At 55.3% G+C, this 16095-nt stretch carries 17 protein-coding genes; 11 read left to right on the top strand and 6 right to left on the bottom strand.

Annotated features, from left to right (window positions below):
• Nucleotides 1-13: 13 nt before the first annotated feature.
• Nucleotides 14-334, bottom strand: a complete 321-nt coding sequence (locus tag ACMHXI_RS18805; RefSeq protein WP_107353230.1) for a hypothetical protein — start codon at nucleotides 332-334, stop codon at nucleotides 14-16.
• A gap of 158 nt (nucleotides 335-492) precedes the next feature.
• Here ACMHXI_RS18805 and ACMHXI_RS18810 point away from each other — a divergent pair, with 158 nt between their 5' ends.
• Nucleotides 493-1710, top strand: a complete 1218-nt coding sequence (locus ACMHXI_RS18810) for a M24 family metallopeptidase (RefSeq protein ID WP_101060099.1) — start codon at nucleotides 493-495, stop codon at nucleotides 1708-1710.
• A 55-nt stretch (nucleotides 1711-1765) separates the two neighbouring features.
• Here ACMHXI_RS18810 and ACMHXI_RS18815 read toward each other — a convergent pair whose 3' ends face one another.
• Nucleotides 1766-2236 (bottom strand): FKBP-type peptidyl-prolyl cis-trans isomerase, encoded by a 471-nt coding sequence (locus tag ACMHXI_RS18815; RefSeq protein ID WP_044733888.1) that lies wholly within the window; start codon nucleotides 2234-2236, stop codon nucleotides 1766-1768.
• 469 nt (nucleotides 2237-2705) lie between these two features.
• Here ACMHXI_RS18815 and ACMHXI_RS18820 point away from each other — a divergent pair, with 469 nt between their 5' ends.
• A complete protein-coding gene (locus ACMHXI_RS18820; RefSeq protein WP_096141595.1) occupies nucleotides 2706-4016 on the top strand; it encodes a short-chain fatty acid transporter in 1311 nt (436 codons plus the stop codon).
• Here the strand turns inward: ACMHXI_RS18820 and ACMHXI_RS18825 are convergent.
• Nucleotides 4003-4551 carry an HPP family protein gene (locus ACMHXI_RS18825; RefSeq protein WP_025889887.1) on the bottom strand — a complete coding sequence of 183 codons (549 nt, stop codon included), beginning with the start codon at nucleotides 4549-4551 and terminating at the stop codon, nucleotides 4003-4005. The two genes, ACMHXI_RS18820 and ACMHXI_RS18825, sit on opposite strands and share 14 nt — an antisense overlap.
• Before the next feature lie 116 nt (nucleotides 4552-4667).
• On the opposite strand from ACMHXI_RS18825, the gene ACMHXI_RS18830 reads away from it, so the two are divergent.
• On the top strand, nucleotides 4668-5228 hold the full coding sequence (locus ACMHXI_RS18830; RefSeq protein WP_190534940.1) for a TetR/AcrR family transcriptional regulator: 561 nt from the start codon (nucleotides 4668-4670) through the stop codon (nucleotides 5226-5228).
• A 44-nt stretch (nucleotides 5229-5272) separates the two neighbouring features.
• Here ACMHXI_RS18830 and ACMHXI_RS18835 read toward each other — a convergent pair whose 3' ends face one another.
• From ACMHXI_RS18835 to ACMHXI_RS18845, 3 genes are all read right to left on the bottom strand, one after another.
• Nucleotides 5273-5902: a DUF1294 domain-containing protein gene (locus ACMHXI_RS18835; RefSeq protein WP_413735797.1), complete on the bottom strand. Its 630-nt coding sequence runs from the start codon at nucleotides 5900-5902 to the stop codon at nucleotides 5273-5275.
• Complete coding sequence (locus tag ACMHXI_RS18840) at nucleotides 5899-7065, bottom strand: DUF418 domain-containing protein (RefSeq protein WP_243880921.1); 1167 nt, start codon at nucleotides 7063-7065, stop codon at nucleotides 5899-5901. The genes ACMHXI_RS18835 and ACMHXI_RS18840 overlap by 4 nt, the downstream gene beginning before the upstream one ends.
• 98 nt (nucleotides 7066-7163) lie before the next feature.
• A complete protein-coding gene (locus ACMHXI_RS18845) occupies nucleotides 7164-7658 on the bottom strand; it encodes a hotdog fold domain-containing protein (protein ID WP_208146466.1) in 495 nt (164 codons plus the stop codon).
• 399 nt (nucleotides 7659-8057) lie between these two features.
• Here ACMHXI_RS18845 and ACMHXI_RS18850 point away from each other — a divergent pair, with 399 nt between their 5' ends.
• The 8 genes from ACMHXI_RS18850 to ACMHXI_RS18885 all read left to right on the top strand — a co-directional run bounded on the left by ACMHXI_RS18850 (nucleotide 8058) and on the right by ACMHXI_RS18885 (nucleotide 16022).
• Complete coding sequence (locus ACMHXI_RS18850; RefSeq protein ID WP_413735799.1) at nucleotides 8058-8978, top strand: DUF368 domain-containing protein; 921 nt, start codon at nucleotides 8058-8060, stop codon at nucleotides 8976-8978.
• Nucleotides 8979-9279: 301 nt separating this feature from the next.
• On the top strand, nucleotides 9280-10236 hold the full coding sequence (locus tag ACMHXI_RS18855; protein ID WP_413735801.1) for a YbgA family protein: 957 nt from the start codon (nucleotides 9280-9282) through the stop codon (nucleotides 10234-10236).
• Entirely contained in the window at nucleotides 10226-11197 is a 972-nt protein-coding gene (locus ACMHXI_RS18860; protein ID WP_413735803.1) for a MerR family transcriptional regulator, read from the top strand. The genes ACMHXI_RS18855 and ACMHXI_RS18860 overlap by 11 nt, the downstream gene beginning before the upstream one ends.
• Nucleotide 11198: 1 nt before the next feature.
• Entirely contained in the window at nucleotides 11199-12698 is a 1500-nt protein-coding gene (phrB, locus tag ACMHXI_RS18865; protein ID WP_413735805.1) for a deoxyribodipyrimidine photo-lyase, read from the top strand.
• A gap of 27 nt (nucleotides 12699-12725) precedes the next feature.
• Nucleotides 12726-13220: a nuclear transport factor 2 family protein gene (locus ACMHXI_RS18870; protein ID WP_413735807.1), complete on the top strand. Its 495-nt coding sequence runs from the start codon at nucleotides 12726-12728 to the stop codon at nucleotides 13218-13220.
• A complete protein-coding gene (locus ACMHXI_RS18875) occupies nucleotides 13217-13966 on the top strand; it encodes an SDR family NAD(P)-dependent oxidoreductase (RefSeq protein WP_413735809.1) in 750 nt (249 codons plus the stop codon). Before ACMHXI_RS18870 ends, ACMHXI_RS18875 begins: the two co-directional genes overlap by 4 nt.
• On the top strand, nucleotides 13963-15234 hold the full coding sequence (locus ACMHXI_RS18880) for an NAD(P)/FAD-dependent oxidoreductase (protein ID WP_107005601.1): 1272 nt from the start codon (nucleotides 13963-13965) through the stop codon (nucleotides 15232-15234). The genes ACMHXI_RS18875 and ACMHXI_RS18880 overlap by 4 nt, the downstream gene beginning before the upstream one ends.
• Nucleotides 15231-16022 carry a DUF1365 domain-containing protein gene (locus tag ACMHXI_RS18885; protein WP_062793357.1) on the top strand — a complete coding sequence of 264 codons (792 nt, stop codon included), beginning with the start codon at nucleotides 15231-15233 and terminating at the stop codon, nucleotides 16020-16022. Before ACMHXI_RS18880 ends, ACMHXI_RS18885 begins: the two co-directional genes overlap by 4 nt.
• Nucleotides 16023-16095 lie beyond the last annotated feature (73 nt).

Raw genomic sequence — 16095 nt, forward strand, 5'->3', positions numbered from 1 at the left:
GAGACATCCCCCTTCAAGCCGGTTCCTGGCAGGCCTGACGCATCTTCAACCAGAAGGCCCTTTGGCACAGGTTGCTGAAGGCTTTTTGTTTTGGGCTGATATCGTTTCCTTTCAGCACCCGATAACGGGTCCAGTTATCTTCACAAAGCTCGCCGATATTGGACTGGCTTGGCTCCTGTTCCAGCTCCTGCTGTTTTTCTATAATGGCGCCATCGGCAAAGTGATATTGCCATAAACCTTCATCGTCCGTGGTGTGAATTTGCACCGACTCCAACAGTTCAGCGCTGCTTGTCCGTCCTTCTATGGCCAGAATATAGTTGGCAAGATCCTGCATATTGTACTCCCGCGTTTGGCGCAAGCAGCATACCAGCGGTCGCCGGAAATTGGCAATTTCGTTTGCCGCTTTAAAATTTGCATACAATATGCTAAAACTCTCGAGCACATTAATACCCAAGCAAATAACGACTAAAAGTAATCAAGCAGGAGAATTCTATGAGCACAGGCGTTGGTGGCTCAACCCCGGAGCAGGAGTTGGCAAAGCTGGTGGATATGACCCGGGATGTCACAGCGGTGGAAGCCGCCGAATTCAAAACCAGGCAACAAAATGCCCAGACGCTGATGCAAGAGTTGGGGATAGATGCCCTCTATCTCAATGCCGGCACCAATCTCTATTATTTCTCCGGCCTGCGTTGGTATGCCAGTGAGCGTATGGTAGGAGCGATTTTGCCCTGTCGTGGTGAGCTGGAATACCTGGCGCCGGCATTTGAGCTCGACACCCTCAAGGGCTTTATGTTGCAGCCTGGACGGGTTAACACATGGCATGAGCACCAGATTCCCTATGAGCTGTGCCGCAATGTGCTTGAGCGCATGGGCTGTCTGCGTGCGGGCGCCGTTCTGGCTATAGATGAATCTGCCCCTTTCTTTTTGTTTGATGGTCTGCGTGAGGCTTGCCCCGAGCTTGCCTTTGTCAACGGCGCCAAGATTAGCGCCCAACTGCGAATGCATAAATCGGTCGCCGAGCTGAGGCTGATTCAGCGGGCGATGGATATGACGCTCGAAGTGCACAAGGCCGCCGCCAGAATATTACGCCCGGGGATCAGTACCGCCGAGGTGGAAGATTTTATCGACAAGGCCCATAGAGCCGTGGGGGCCAGTGGCTCCTATTTCTGCATAGTGCTCTTTGGTGAAGACAGCGCCTATCCCCATGGGGTCAAGTCGCCCAAGACGCTGGAGCCAGGCGACACTGTGCTGATAGACACAGGCTGTCAGCTGCATGGTTACAACTCGGATATTACCCGCACCTACGTATTTGGTACGCCAAGCGAGCGGCAGCGGCAATTGTGGGAGCTGGAGCAGGCAGCGCAGCGGGCCGGTTTTGAAGCGGCGGCTTTAGGTGCGCCCTGCAGTGGTGTCGACAAGGCGGCCAGAGCCGTGTTGGAAGCGGCCGGTTTCGGGCCCGGATATCAACTGCCGGGACTGCCCCATAGAACGGGCCACGGCATAGGCTTGGATATTCATGAGTGGCCCTACCTGGTTGATGGCGACAACACCTCACTGGCAGTTGGTATGTGTTTTTCCAATGAGCCCATGCTTTGTGTGCCCGGCGAGTTCGGCGTTCGCCATGAAGACCACTTCTATATGACGGCAGAGGGGCCACGCTGGTTTACCCAGCCGGCCAAGTCGATTGACGAGCCCTTCGCGCAGGGTTAACAGCTGTTACTGAAACAACAAACCCGGCTTTGGCCGGGTTTGTTGTTGGGGATTGTTAGTTGATCTTGAGTAATTCCACATCAAAAATCAGCACCGAACCCGGCGGGATGGAGCCGGCAGAGCGATTGCCGTAGCCCAGGCTGCTGGGTATAAAGAAGCGCATCTTGTCGCCTTCTGTCATCAACTGAACCCCTTCGGTCCAGCCCTTGATCACCTGATTGAGTGGAAAGGCGATGGGCTCGCCGCGATCGACCGAGCTGTCAAACACAGTGCCGTCAATCAGGGTGCCATGGTAGTGCACTGTCACCTTATCCTTGGGACCCGGATGAACCTGGCCTTGCCCCTTGTGCAGCAACTGATACTGCAGCCCTGAGTCTGTGGTGACCACACCCTCTTTATGCTTATTGGCCTCAAGAAATACCTCGCCCTTGGCAATATTCTCTTTTGCCAGTTTTTGGCCATTCATGGTGGTGAAAAAGTAAAAAATAACTGCGGCGATAACCACCACGGCAAGCAACATTCTCATTTGGGGATCCTCTGTCCTGAAGGTGGCGCTATCTTAACAGTTGGACTGCGGCATTTACAGCTAAGGGAAGGTGCGAACAAGTCCCATGTGTACTCTGCGTCGGCTTACGGGCTTGGATGTAAGGCGTGGTTCGCCGCAAATGGCCCTAGTCCTTTGCAAGAAGCACAACACAGCAGGCAGGCCTGTAAGCCACGCCCTTCGGGGCTTTCACAGCAACCGGCTCTCTGCGTTATCCGACTTCGACAGGCCCCGGCATGCCTTCAGTCAGATGCCTTGAACGCCAATTGCTGTGCAAGCCACTCTCTACAAAAGAGAAGGCCACGAGGACTTATGCGCACCTTCCTTAGGGTTATAGTGTACTTTTGTCGGGCTTTATCCCACAGGCAGACTTGTGTAGGCTATTGATAAAAAAGTGAAAGCTAAATCAGCTCTCCGCAGAATAATCATAATAAGACTCAAGGAAACCCCTATGCTCAATCGCGCCTCCCGGCCACTGGTCAAGCTGGTGGATAAGTATCTGCCCGATCCCTATATCTTTGTGCTCCTGCTCACTCTGTTGGTGTTTGCCGCCGCCATGCTCGGCCAGCAAAAGACACCGGTAGAAGTGCTGGGTTATTGGGGCAGTGGTTTTTGGAATCTGCTCAGTTTCTCGATGCAGATGTTGCTGGTGCTGGTCGCCGGTTTTATGCTGGCCAGCTCTCCACCGGTGAAGAAGCTGCTGGACGCCATAGCGTCTCTGGCCCGCAGTGCGCCGCAGGCTATCATACTGGTGACCTTGGTCTCCTTGGCGGCCAGTTGGCTTAACTGGGGGTTTGGTTTGGTGGTCGGTGCCCTGTTTGCCAAGGCGTTGGCGCGCCGGGTCAAGGTGGATTACCGTTTGCTGGTGGCCAGTGCCTATTCGGGCTTTGTGGTCTGGCACGGCGGCTTGGCGGGCTCTGTGCCCTTGACTGTGGCCACACCAGGACACTTTGCCGAGGCGCAGATAGGCATTATCCCTACCTCGGAAACCATTTTTGCCGATTTTAATCTGCTGCTACTTGCCTTGCTGTTTATCATAATGCCGCTGGTCAATCGCTTTATGCTGCCGGATGACAAAGAGTCTGTGATAGTCGATCCTGCGCTGCTCGAGGATGCTGCGCCGACTCAGAGTGAGAACAAACGCCCGGCCGACTATCTGGAGAATAGCCGGATACTCGGGATCCTGGTGGGCCTGTGTGGTCTGGGGTATCTGGGGTATTGGTTCTTTGTTCAGGGGGGCAGCCTCAACCTCAACATAGTCAACTTCCTGTTTCTGTTTCTGGCGATAACCCTGCACCAGACGCCGCGCAGTCTGCTGGTCAGTCTCAATGAGGCGATCAAGGGCGGCGCCGGGATAGTGATCCAGTTTCCCTTTTACGCCGGCATCATGGCGGTGATGGTGCAGTCCGGGCTGGCACAGAGTATCTCTTCGGGTTTTGTTGCCATTGCCAGCGCCGAGTCACTGCCATTCTGGAGCTTTATCAGCGCCGGTGTGGTGAATATCTTCGTGCCGTCCGGTGGCGGCCAGTGGGCGGTACAGGCACCTATCATGTTGCCGGCCGCCGAGGCACTTGGCGCCGATGTCGCCAGGGTCGCCATGGCGGTGGCCTGGGGGGATGCCTGGACCAACCTGATCCAGCCTTTTTGGGCGCTGCCTGTGTTGGCCATTGCCGGGCTCAAGGCCCGGGATATCATGGGTTTTTGTCTGATGCAGTTGTTGATCACCGGCGTGGTGATAAGTGTTGCCCTCAGTTGGTTTTAGGCCAGCTATGCTTGCTGATCCCCTTGATATACAGGCTCTTGTGATAGGCCCAACCGAAAGCGAGGATCAGCAGCAACCCCGAAACCACAGGCGTTAACAAAAACTGCCAGTCGGCCCCGGCCAGCATCACCAGCAAGGGGTTGGCACCGGCCGGTGGATGTGTGGTATTGGTCAACATCATCAGGCCGACCCCGAGGCCGGTTCCCAGCCCCAGTGTCAGCGGCGACACTCCCAAGGTGTGCAATAACAAGAGTCCCAGAGCGCAGGTGAGCAGGTGGCCGAAGAAGATGTTTTTCGGCTGCGCCAGCGGGCTTTGGGGCAGGGCGTAGAGCAACACCATAGTGGCGCCGAATGGTGCCATCAGCAGCAGACTCCAGCTCAGGTTCTGCGTCAGCATCTCCTGTAATCCCGCCAGTAATCCAATACAGCTTCCGGCGCCCAGTGTGGCCCAGGCGGCAGCCTGCCAACGGTTTGTCGCCGCTTGGGCTGTGGTTTTTGCAGCAGGTGTTGCAGTCAGGGGAGGTGTGTTGTCCATATCTGTTTTCCTTTGGTTGTCAGCGTTTTGCTTGGTAGAACAATCGGTCTACTTTTTATGGTAGACAGACCGTTCTACTTTTGTCAAACTCATATTGAATCGTTAAGGAGTGTGAGATGGACAAGGTTTCCCAACTGCTTGCCGGCGCCTTTGAACTCTTTTATCGAGAGAGTGTGCATGGGGTGGGCATCAATCAAATTCTGGCCGAGGCCGGCATAGCCAAGAAGACCCTTTATCATCATTTCGAGGGGAAGGAGGCCCTGGTGCTGGCCGTGGTGCGTTATCGCGATCAGCTGTTTTTTGACTGGTTGAATCAAAGGCTGGAGACGGCGCAAACGCCGACGGAGCTGGTCCATGAGCTGTTTAACGCCCTGGATGATTGGTTCAACAGCCGGGTTGAGTCCCTGAGCCAGTTTCGCGGCTGTTTCTTTATCAATACCGCCGCCGAGTATCCCTCACCCGAGCATCCGGTAAATCGTCTCTGCCGTGAGCATAAGGCCAGGGTTCAAAATGAGCTTGAGCAGAAGTTGTCGTCTTGGCTTGGCCGCGAGCGCGCTCGTGAGTTGGCCGGGCAGCTGTGTTTGATTAAAGAGGGGGCGATAGTCTCAGCCCAGCTCGTCAGCCGGCAGTATGCTGCCGAGCGCGGCCGCAAGCTGGCACTTGGCTTACTTGATTGAGCTTGTTTGGTAAGTGAGCTTGCTCTTGAGTTTAGAGCCAACCGTTAAAAGGCTATCTCGGGCAGCCGTGCCAGCCATCCCAGCTTAAGAGCGGCGCCAAGCACCAACAGGTTGAGGCCGACACAGCACCAGAACAGGAGTCTGAAACTTGTTTTACTGGTCTTGTGGCGAAACTGATGGCGTGCCAGTAAAGCGCCGGGCCAACCACCGAGCAAGCCGGTCAGTTGCAGGGTCGACTCCTTGGTGCGCCAGCGGCCAGTTTCGGCGGCCTTTTTATCGCGGGCATAGAGCCAATAACAGATAAGGCTCAGCAGCAGATACCAGACGGGCACCAAGAGTGGCAGCTTACCCAGTGCCACTAAAGCCAGTAGCAGCAGGGCAAACAGGACTGTGAGCTTACCGACGAAAGACTTGTGACTGCTGCGCTTATTCTGTTGGCGCTGTTTTTGTTTGAGTCTGCCCCTGTCCTCGGGAAAGAAGGCCTGCTGCGCCTGGCGCCGGCCCTTGTCATCCAAGGTGATTTTAAACGTCAGTACGTCGCCCACTTGTGGCCTGCGACCGCTCAGGCTCAGTGACTTAATGTGCAGAAATACCCGTTCACTGCCGTCATTGGGGCTGATAAATCCAAAGCCTTTATCGTCCTGCCAATGGCTGACTTTTCCTTTGTACTTCATGTATTTGACTCGTGAGTATTCGTGGCGTTATTGATTGGCTTATTGCCAAAGGCCAGACGGCGCCAGAGCCATTCCAGCGGTCCTTGGTTGAAGAACTTAAGGTAGCAGCCGGCCAGTATTATCTGCACCAAGGCATAGCCCAGGGCTATGGCCAGGTAGTCTATGCGTTCAAGTGTCAGCAGTAACTCGGGCGCTTGATGGCGAAACAGCCAGATCCCAAAACAGGACTGCAAAATATACAGGCTCAAGGGGATCCGGCCAACCGCCTGCAGGCGTCTTGGCAACCATGGCAGGCGCCGGCCGAACTTAACCAACAGATGAGCATAGATGATAGCCATGGGAATGGCGCTCAGCATGACCAGAATATCGGAAAGCATCACCAATTTGGGGCGGGATTGCAGGCTGAGAATCGTGTCCGCCAGCGACAGCAGCAAGCTCAGCGCCAGCAATTTCCCTAATTTGCCCTGGGGTAAACCTTGGTCAAACAGCCCGCGACGATACAGGCTAATCCCCAGCAGCATCACACCGCTGACAAACCACAGCAGAGTAAATGGCAGGGAAATCAGCATCAACAAGGTCATAAACAGGTGCATCAGCAACTGCTCGCCATAGCTGCCGGTCCAGGCGCTGTATTGTTCATTGAAAAAGGCGTTGCCGCGGATCCAGGTTTCATCACCCGGCAGAAAGATCATCAGACCATAGGCCAGGGTGCCGATGGCGATAAAGAGCAGTGCCCGCCTTTGCTGTGCTTCAATCTCCAGGTTACGATAATGCCAGGCGAGGAAGCCACAAATGCTATAGGTGAGCAGGATATCCCCCGGCCAGATAAACAGGCTGTGCAGCGCCCCAAAGAGCATCAGCCAGAGTAAGCGTGAGCGGATTAAGGGGAAGGGCTCCAATCCTCTGGCGAGGAAATTCTGTTGTTGAATATAGAGGCCGACACCGAAGAGCATGGAAAACAGGCTGAGGAAGCGCCCTTCCAGCAGAAAATTACTCAGGGTTTCGGTAATGGCATCGGTTAAATGAAACTCGGGAAAGGGCGCATAACCATATAAGGTGACGCCCATAAAACTGACATTGAGAAAGAATATCCCCAATACTGCCAGCCCTCTGACGGCATCGATATTGGGGGTGTGACTAATTTTGACCGGCTGTCCCTGCATCTTTTTCCTGCTTACTCTTGAGTACCGTCTAAGGCTTCGATTAGCTGAGCCAAGTTAGCAATCAAACCCGAATGAGGGAAGTGCTGGCTTGTTTCAAATTATGATCCCTTCTCGGTCGCGTTTTTGGCCGGCTTGGCCGAGATCCAGAGCTTGATACTGCCCTTGACCACAAGGATATCATTGCAGTCATAGGCGAGCACCTCGACATCGAGATCCCCAGGCTGCCAGGCATTGGCATCAACCTTGGCCACACAGCGGATATCGCTGCCGGCCTTGGCGGTGTAATCCAGCGTCATGCCCTTGGGGATCCAGCGTAGATGAGGTGGTATTGAAGCCTCGGCCATGACTCCCATCGCCATTTCCAGGCCGTTGCAGATGGCAATGACATGTACTGTACCTATGTGATTCTCCACTGCGCGGCGTTTACGCAGCAGGCATTCACAGTAGTTGGGCTCCAACTGACTGATTATCGGTTTGATACTGCCAAAGTAGGGCGCCATCCGGCTGACCAGCAAGGAGAATATCTTATTGCCAAAGGGCAGGCGCCTGCATTTGTGATACAAGTTCAGGGTCGCATTGGCGGTTTTACTCATAGTGATTCCTTGTGGGTATTCCTTGTTGATGTTCTTTGTTGGTATAGAGTAATGTTTTTGTTATTGCTCTGGTCGGATGAGTGTGTATGCTGACGAGCGCTTTGGCAAGAGCCAAGAGCCAAGAGCCAAGAGCCAAGAGCCAAGAGGAAAGAGGCAAGAGGCAAGAGGCAAGAGCTTTGGCTGAGATGAGCGAGGAGCACGCCAATCTGATCTGGGGCTGAACAGATAGAATAAAATGGCGTGGCAGCAACTGGGGTCTGTGCTTAAATGGCGGTTTCTTCTGGAAGGTGCAAATGGTGAACCCTTTGCAAGTGCAAGAATCACTTCCTTGGACAATCCAACTTCAATCAGGATTGGTATAATCCGCGAGAATTATCAAAACAGTAGTAAGGAAACCTAGTGAAATTTCTGTTGACCTACCTCAAGGGGCTGGCCATGGGGGCCGCCGATGTGGTGCCCGGCGTTTCCGGGGGAACCATAGCCTTTATTACCGGCATCTATGACACCCTGCTGGAAAGTATTCGCCGTATCAATCCCAGCCTTTGGGGCATTATACGCGGCGACGGGATCAAGGCGGCGTTTGCACATATCAATGGCGCCTTTTTGTTGAGTCTGTTGGCGGGTATCCTCAGCAGTATTCTGAGTCTGGCCAAGCTTATCTCTTACCTGCTGGCACATCATCCTATTCCTGTATGGTCATTCTTTTTCGGGCTGATCCTGATCTCTGTGGTGCATATGCTGCGCCAGGTCAAGGGCGGTTTTTCACTGCCACGGCTATTGATATTCGCGCTGGGAGTGGCCTTTGCCTGGGGCATTACCGTGCTGAGTCCTGTCGAGTTGGAGGCCAGCTACTTTAATATTTTTGTTGGCGGTGCCATTGCCATTTGCGCCATGATACTGCCGGGGATATCCGGCAGCTTTATCCTCTTGCTATTGGGACTGTATCCTGCCGTGCTGGCGGCGGCCAAGAATATCCAGCTGGATATTCTTGGCTGTTTTGCTGTCGGTGCCGTGATAGGTATCCTGAGTTTCAGCCATCTGCTGTCGGCGCTGCTGCGGCGCTTTCACGATGCCACCCTTATCTTCCTTACCGGGCTTATGCTGGGGACGCTGGGCAAGATCTGGCCTTGGAAACAGACGCTGAGCTGGCGCACCAATTCCCATGGTGAGCAGGTACCCCTGGTGCAGCAAAACCTGTCTCCCTTTGGCTTTGAGCAACTGACACAGCAGCCGCATCAGTTGGGGTTGGCGCTCTTGTGTGCCGCCGCCGGAATTGGCCTGGTACTCCTGGTTGAGCGCCTGGGGGCCGACAAGCAATAATTTCAGGCGCTAGCGCCCTGCAGTGAAAGGTATCAATGACAGAAAACGGGAGCTCAAGGCTCCCGTTTTTTATCTCCCTTCGAATCTCTCTTAAATGCCTTTGCGTTACAGGTTTCATTCAAGATGGGTCTTGCTTCGCCAGCGGATAGCCCAGGCTTGCTGGGCTTGACTCCTTTTAAGTTCTTGTATGGCTTGCCAGGCAAGTCGGTTCCTCTTTGCTAAAAAAAATATTGTACAAAAACTTGATCATTGTACAGGTGTGTGCCTTAATCTACTACAAGGTTATACAAGGATTCTTAATATGTACAAGTTTGAGTCGCAGCGAATTCAACTGGGTATCAGTGCCTGCCTGTTGGGGCAGCAGGTGCGTTTTGACGGTGGTCATAAGAATTCTGTCTATTGCCAGCAGGAGCTTAGGCAGCATTTTGACTTTGTGCCAGTCTGTCCTGAGATGGCGATAGGTATGGGCGCGCCACGCAAGAGCATACGTCAGGTGCGCCGCGGTGATGAGATCCGGATCCAGAGCCGTGATGCCAGCCTGGATGTAACCGAGAGCCTGCAAAGTTTCAGTGAGCAAAAAGTCGCTGAATTGGGATTTTTAAGTGGCTATTTGCTTTGTGCCAAATCACCTACCTGCGGCATGGAACGGGTCACTGTCTACAAGGAAGGCGGCGACCAGGGGAATCGCAGCGGCATAGGTGTGTTCGCCAAGGCCCTGATGCAACGCTGGCCACAACTGCCGGTTGAAGAAGAGGGGCGCTTGAACGATTTGGTGATCAGGGAAAACTTTTTCACCCGGGTGTATGCCTTTCACGACTGGCAGTGTCTGCTGCACTCCGGCTTAAGCCTGCATAAATTGACCCAATTTCATGCCAGATACAAATACCTATTACTGGCTCACAGTCCGGCTCAATATCGCCAACTTGGTCCCTTGCTGGCTGACGGCGGTGAAGACTTGCAGGAAACTGCCCAGCGTTACTTTGAAGGCTTTATGGAGGCGCTGAAAAACAAGGCCAGTCGCCGCAATCACACCAGTGCGCTGCAGCATATTCAGGGCTATTTCAAACAACACCTGACCAAGGCGCAGAAGTCTGAGCTCAGTCAGGCGATAGATGAATATCGTCAGGGGCTGCAACCTCTGTTGGTGCCGCTGACATTGATTAAACATTACTTGAGGGAGCATCCACAGCCGTATATTGCGGCCCAGGTTTATCTCAACCCTCATCCACAGGAGTTAAAACTGCGTTATGCCTACTGATAACAATGCCAACCTTTCCATCGGCGAAGTCGCCAGACTGACCGGGGTGAATCCTGTCACCTTGCGCGCCTGGCAGCGACGGTTTGGACTGGTTATCCCGCAGCGCACCCCCAAGGGCCATAGACTCTACAGTCAGGAGCAGGTTCAGCAGATCCGTGAAATCCTCTCCTGGCTTGAGCAGGGCGTGGCCATCAGCAAGGTCAAGCCACTGCTCAGTGGCCAGACAGAAAAACAGCTGCAGCAAGAAAATGAAGACGACGACTGGCTGAAGTTCAGCAGCAGTCTCACCGAGGCGGCACTTTCTCTCAGCAGTGCCCGCTTTGGCCGCTTGCTGGATGAATTCAGTGCCCTCTATCCCATCGCCCTGTGTTGTCGGCGCCTGCGCCATTGGTTGCAAGTATTGGACACCCAGCTCGATGAACGCCTCGACGGCGCACTTGTCCGCAGTTGGCTCGAAAGCCGTCTGGCTCACTATGTCGGCGCCCGCAGCGAACAGTTGCTGCGCCAGAAACCCCGCTGGCAACTTCTTTATCTGCCGCTTGGCAAGCAGCCGGCCTGGAGTGAGCTCTTGCTGCAACTGGAGCTTATCACCCGGGGTGTCAGCCTGTTGCCGCTCAATATAGAGGAGCCTTTGGAAGGCCAGGGGCTGCAACTCTTGGCACACAGGCTGCCGCTGCAGGGACTCTTGTTGCTACCGCCTTCCCAGTTGCCCGGCAGCAGTGTCAAAGCCCTGTTCCAGTTGGCGAGCGCTTTGGATTATCCACTGATCTTGAGCGGGGATTATGTGGCGGCTCACGCCAGTGCCTTTGAGCACTATGCCAAGGAACTGGCTGTGACTGAAAAAGGCGCCAAGAAGGGCGGGGAGCCCCTCAAGAGTCCTGTGCTTTGCAGCAGCAATGCCGCCATATTGGCACTGCTGGGGCAGGCCGAGTCCGCCTCAAAACAACCGGAGGACAAGTAACATGTCCCAGTCCTTGCCCAATCATGTGCCTTCCCGTGAAAAGGCCTGTGTTGTCATCTGGTTTCGCAGCGATCTGCGCACTTCAGATAACCAGGCTCTGTGGCTGGCGTGCGAAGCGGCAAGGGCTCAAGGTCTGCCGCTGCGGGGTTTTTATATTGCGACTCCGGCCCAGTGGCAGCAGCACTCTGTTGGCCCCATGCAGCTGGATTTCATCGAACGCAGCGTCAATCAACTGCAACGGGCGTTGGCATCTTTGGGGATAGCTTTTGATTTACTGCACTGTGACGATTTCTCTTTGGTGAATGCCACAGTCGAGGCGTATTGCCGACGCCAGGGCGTCAAGCAGATTTTTGCCGGGCGCGAGGTGGAGATTAACGAGCAGCGCCGGGATCAGGCGCTGGCGCAGCTTACCAGGACTACAGGGGTAGGCCTGCAGTTTACCGATGAGCACTGTTTGCTGCCGCCTGGGAGCGTCCGTACCCAAGGCGGCGAAATGTATCGGGTATTTACCCCTTTCTTTCGCCGTTGGCGTGAGCTGCTGGGAAGAGAGGCGATAACGCCGCTGCCGGTACCTGCGCCTCTGGCCCCGGCATTACCCGAACCCGCAGAGCTGAGTTTTAAGGTCAGCAATCAAGGCAGTAAACAAGACAGCCATCACTGGCCAGTGGGTGAAGGGGCGGCCAGGCAGCGGCTCGATAGTTTTATTGCCAACCAGCTTGCCGATTACGGTCAGGAGCGGGATTTCCCGGCCCTCGATGGCACCAGTTGCCTGTCGCCCTATCTGGCGTTTGGTATTCTCAGCCCACGGCAATGTGTAGCAGCGCTGCTCAACCGCTTCCCCGAGGCTATGGCAGAGGACAATAGTCCGGGTCGCAGCTGGCTGGCTGAGCTGGCCTGGCGCGAGTTTTACCGCCATCTGCTGCATGCCTGGCCCCAGCTGTGTATGGGCCGCAACTTCAACTCACTCGGCGATGACATAGTCTGGCGTAATGACCCGCAAGAGTTTGCTGCCTGGTGCGAGGGCCGCACCGGTTATCCGCTGGTGGATGCCGCCATGCGTCAGCTAAACCAAACCGGCTGGATGCACAATCGGCTGCGAATGGTGACCGCCAGCTTCCTCACCAAACACCTGTTGGTGGACTGGCGCTGGGGCGAGCAGTATTTTCGCCGCGCCCTGATAGATGGCGACCTGGCGGCCAATAACGGCGGCTGGCAGTGGTCTGCCGGCACCGGCTGTGATGCCCAGCCCTATTTCAGGATCTTCAACCCCATGAGCCAGAGCGAAAAGTTCGACCCTGACGCCAGTTTTATCCGCCGTTATCTGCCTGAACTGGCGCACTGGCCGCTTAAACAGATACACCATCCGGGCACAGCTGCATCGTCCCGCTTCACCGAGCCGAGTCTGTTTGCCACTGCGGCTTATCCGCCACCGATAGTCGAGCACAGCGCGGCGCGGCAAAGGGCGTTGACCGCCCTGGCCGTGTTGAAAAAGTCTGCCTGAACTCAGTTCATTAGCCGAGGGATTATCATGACCAGCCACTCAGTTGCCGCGGAGATAGCGCCCGCTTCACAGCCGGCATCGCCGCAGTATCAGGAGATTATTCAGGCATTTATTGCCTTGTATCAATCCCTGGGCCCCGAGCAATTGCCCACATTGCGCCAAAGGCTGCAGGCCGTCTATGCGCCTGAGATCTGTTTTTGCGATCCCATGCACCGACTGGAGGGGCTTGAGCAACTGGAACAGTATTTTGCCGGTTTGTATCGCAACCTGACCGAAATCGCCTTTGAGATCACTGACGTCTTGCCCACCGGTGACCAGGCCGCCATCAGTTGGCAGATGAAGTATTGCCACCCCAAGTTGAACCGGGGGCAGAGTATCAGCGTCGATGGTATCAGCCTCATCAAGTTTGGCGACAAAATCCATTATCACAGGGATTATCTGGATCTGGGGCAGATGCTCTATGAACAGTTGCCACTGCTGGGCTCAGTGGTGCGCATGGTCAAGGGCAGGGCAAGCCGATGAAGACGGTATTGATCACGGGTGCCAGCTCAGGCATAGGTGCCGAGCTCGCCAGACAATATGCCGCCGCCGGTTGGCGGGTCTTGGCCTGTGGCCGCAATGAACAAGCTCTGGCCGCCCTCGAAGGCTGCGAGCCTTTGAGGTTCGATGTCACTGACAGAGACTCGGTGCTTAAGCTTGGCAGCAAGCTCAAATTGGAGTTAGGCCAAGCCAACGGTGTGGAGCTGCTGCTGCTCAACGCCGGTACCTGTGAGTACATAGACGAGGCCATGGCCTTTGACAGCGCCCTGTTTGAGCGGGTTATCCGCACCAATCTGTTGGCTGTGGGCTATTGCCTGGAAGCCTTTATGCCTTTGCTTGCCCGTGGCAGCCAACTGGCGCTGATGAGTTCAAGCGTTGTGATGCTGCCTTTCCCGCGGGCGGAGGCCTATGGCGCCTCCAAGGCCGGGATTAGTTACCTGGCGCAGAGCTTGCGGCTCGATCTGGCCCACAAGGGAATAGACGTCAGCGAAATTCGCCCTGGTTTTGTTAAAACGCCGCTCACCGACAAAAATGACTTCGCCATGCCGATGCGGATTTCCGCCGATAAAGCCGCCAACACCATCATCCAAGCCCTGGCCGCTAGACGGCGCCTGATAGCCTTTCCCGGGCGCTTTATCTGGCTGCTGACTCTGCTGAGCTGGCTGCCCCGCAGTTGGTTGGCCGCCGCCCTTGGTAAACCCTCTGCAAAAAACGGGAGCCCAGTATGACAGTTTCAACCGGCAACAAGCCGCGCATCGCCATAGTCGGTTCGGGGATCTCCTCGCTCACTTGTGGTTATCTGTTGTCACAGCAGTATGAGGTGACGTTGTTTGAAGCCGCCGATTATCTGGGCGGTCATACGGCCACTGTGGATGTTGAGCTTGGCGGCAAACCCTACGCCATAGACACAGGGTTTATTGTATTCAACGATCGCACCTATCCCAGGTTTCAGGCTTTGATGGCCCGGGTCGGTATCAAGGCGCTGGCGACCGAGATGAGCTTCTCGGTGCAAAACCTTGTCAGCGGTCTTGAATACAACGGCCATAGCCTGGCGACCCTGTTTGCACAAAAGCGCAATCTGCTGAGTCCGACTTTCTGGGGGTTCCTGAGGGAGATTTTGGCCTTCAACAGCCGCTGCAAAGCCTTGTATCAAAGCGGTCGTTACCCGGCGGTGACACTGGGGGAATTTCTCGAACAGCAGGGGTTCTCCGACTTCTTCTGTCAGCACTACATTCTGCCGATGGGCGCCGCTATCTGGTCGTCCAGTATTCAGGATATGCGCGCTTTCTCGCTGCCTTTCTTTATCCGTTTCTTTGAACATCATGGACTGTTGGCCGTCAGCAATCGGCCGCAGTGGTATGTGCTCGAAGGCGGCTCCCGCAGTTATATTCCGGCGCTCAGCGCGCCCTTTGCCGAGCGGGTGCATCTCAACTCGCCTGTAGAACAAATCCGCCGCCAAGCGGGGAGCGTGCAGCTCAGAGTCAAGGATAGCTGGCATGAGTTCGATCAGGTGATCCTCGGCTGCCACAGCGATCAGGCGCTGGCCATGCTCGGTGACGCCAGTGAGCTGGAGCGGGAGATACTCTCCAGGCTTAAATACCAGGATAACCAGGTGACCTTGCATACAGACACCTCGTTGCTGCCGAAGCACCGCGCCGCCTGGGCCAGTTGGAATTATCGTCTCGATGGCGATGCCAGCCGTCCCGCCTGCGTAACCTATAACATGAATATTTTGCAGCGCCTGCCAAAGTCTGCGCCGGATTTTTTGGTGACCCTGAATCAGGATGAGGCGATAGCCAAGGACAAGGTGCTCAAACGCTTTGTCTATGCTCACCCGGTATTCAATGAACAGAGCCAGGCGGCGCAGCAACGCCGCAGCGAGATCTGCGGCCAAGACCGTATCCATTTTGTCGGCGCCTACTGGTACAACGGCTTTCATGAAGACGGGGTGCGCAGCGCCCTGGATGTTTGTGAAAGGTTCGGGGTAAGCCTATGAAACCTGAAACGGGTATCTACCTCGGCAGCGTCAGCCACTTGAGGCTAACACCGGTAAGACACTGTTTTCGCTATCCCTTTGCCCTGATGCTGCTGGACTTGGATGACTTGCCAAGGCTTTCGTCCCTGAGCGGCTTGTTTGGTGAATCCCCTTGGTCTGCGCTGCGTTTTCGGCAGCAGGATTATCTCAAGGCGGCTTCAGAATCGAATACTGCCACCTCGCTGAAACAGCGGGTGCTGGATAAGGTGATTGCCCTCGGCGGCGAGGCCGGCTGCGACAGTGTGCTGTTCGCCGGGCAACTGCGCCACTTTGGACTCTATTTCAGCCCGGTCAACTTTTTCTACTGCTTTCAAGGTGATGAGTATAAATACCTGTTGGCTGAGGTGAGCAATACCCCTTGGAATGAGCGTCACTGTTATCTGGTGTCGGCCGAGGCGCCGGCACTTGGCGACAAGTGCTTCCATGTATCGCCTTTTATGTCGCTGGATTATCGCTATCGCTGGCATATTCCGGCGCCGGCAGAGCGGCTCGATTTGCGGATCAGCAATCTGCCCGGCAAGGGGGACGTGGCAGGGCCGACACCCGAGTCGCAAAAGGCCAGCTTCGATGCGGTATTAAGCCTCAAACGCCGCCCCTTCAATGGTCGTGAGCTCAGGCGTTATCTGTGGGGCTTTCCCTTGATGAGCCTGAAAATTCTTTGGCTCATCTATTGGCAAGCGCTGCGTTTGTGGCTTAAGCGGGTGCCCTTTGTGCCTTACGAGCGCAAGCCTCAGGGCGGCACGGACTGATGCTAAGGAAGGTGCGAACAAGTCCCATGTGTGCTCTGCGTCGGCTTACGGGCTTGGATGCAAGGCGTGGTTC

Origin of the sequence: Shewanella sp. BJSY2023SW005 (assembly GCF_047314585.1) — a bacterium.
Lineage (GTDB): Bacteria > Pseudomonadota > Gammaproteobacteria > Enterobacterales > Shewanellaceae > Shewanella > Shewanella algae.

What these genes read in the sequence shown, in the direction of transcription:
- ACMHXI_RS18805 (WP_107353230.1), bottom strand. Translation starts at nt 334, where the DNA reads ATGCAGGATCTTGCCAACTATATTCTGGCCATAGAAGGACGGACAAGC.
- ACMHXI_RS18810 (WP_101060099.1), top strand. Translation starts at nt 493, where the DNA reads ATGAGCACAGGCGTTGGTGGCTCAACCCCGGAGCAGGAGTTGGCAAAG.
- ACMHXI_RS18815 (WP_044733888.1), bottom strand. Translation starts at nt 2,236, where the DNA reads ATGAGAATGTTGCTTGCCGTGGTGGTTATCGCCGCAGTTATTTTTTAC.
- ACMHXI_RS18820 (WP_096141595.1), top strand. Translation starts at nt 2,706, where the DNA reads ATGCTCAATCGCGCCTCCCGGCCACTGGTCAAGCTGGTGGATAAGTAT.
- ACMHXI_RS18825 (WP_025889887.1), bottom strand. Translation starts at nt 4,551, where the DNA reads ATGGACAACACACCTCCCCTGACTGCAACACCTGCTGCAAAAACCACA.
- ACMHXI_RS18830 (WP_190534940.1), top strand. Translation starts at nt 4,668, where the DNA reads ATGGACAAGGTTTCCCAACTGCTTGCCGGCGCCTTTGAACTCTTTTAT.
- ACMHXI_RS18835 (WP_413735797.1), bottom strand. Translation starts at nt 5,902, where the DNA reads ATGAAGTACAAAGGAAAAGTCAGCCATTGGCAGGACGATAAAGGCTTT.
- ACMHXI_RS18840 (WP_243880921.1), bottom strand. Translation starts at nt 7,065, where the DNA reads ATGCAGGGACAGCCGGTCAAAATTAGTCACACCCCCAATATCGATGCC.
- ACMHXI_RS18845 (WP_208146466.1), bottom strand. Translation starts at nt 7,658, where the DNA reads ATGAGTAAAACCGCCAATGCGACCCTGAACTTGTATCACAAATGCAGG.
- ACMHXI_RS18855 (WP_413735801.1), top strand. Translation starts at nt 9,280, where the DNA reads ATGTACAAGTTTGAGTCGCAGCGAATTCAACTGGGTATCAGTGCCTGC.
- ACMHXI_RS18860 (WP_413735803.1), top strand. Translation starts at nt 10,226, where the DNA reads ATGCCTACTGATAACAATGCCAACCTTTCCATCGGCGAAGTCGCCAGA.
- phrB (WP_413735805.1), top strand. Translation starts at nt 11,199, where the DNA reads ATGTCCCAGTCCTTGCCCAATCATGTGCCTTCCCGTGAAAAGGCCTGT.
- ACMHXI_RS18870 (WP_413735807.1), top strand. Translation starts at nt 12,726, where the DNA reads ATGACCAGCCACTCAGTTGCCGCGGAGATAGCGCCCGCTTCACAGCCG.
- ACMHXI_RS18875 (WP_413735809.1), top strand. Translation starts at nt 13,217, where the DNA reads ATGAAGACGGTATTGATCACGGGTGCCAGCTCAGGCATAGGTGCCGAG.
- ACMHXI_RS18880 (WP_107005601.1), top strand. Translation starts at nt 13,963, where the DNA reads ATGACAGTTTCAACCGGCAACAAGCCGCGCATCGCCATAGTCGGTTCG.
- ACMHXI_RS18885 (WP_062793357.1), top strand. Translation starts at nt 15,231, where the DNA reads ATGAAACCTGAAACGGGTATCTACCTCGGCAGCGTCAGCCACTTGAGG.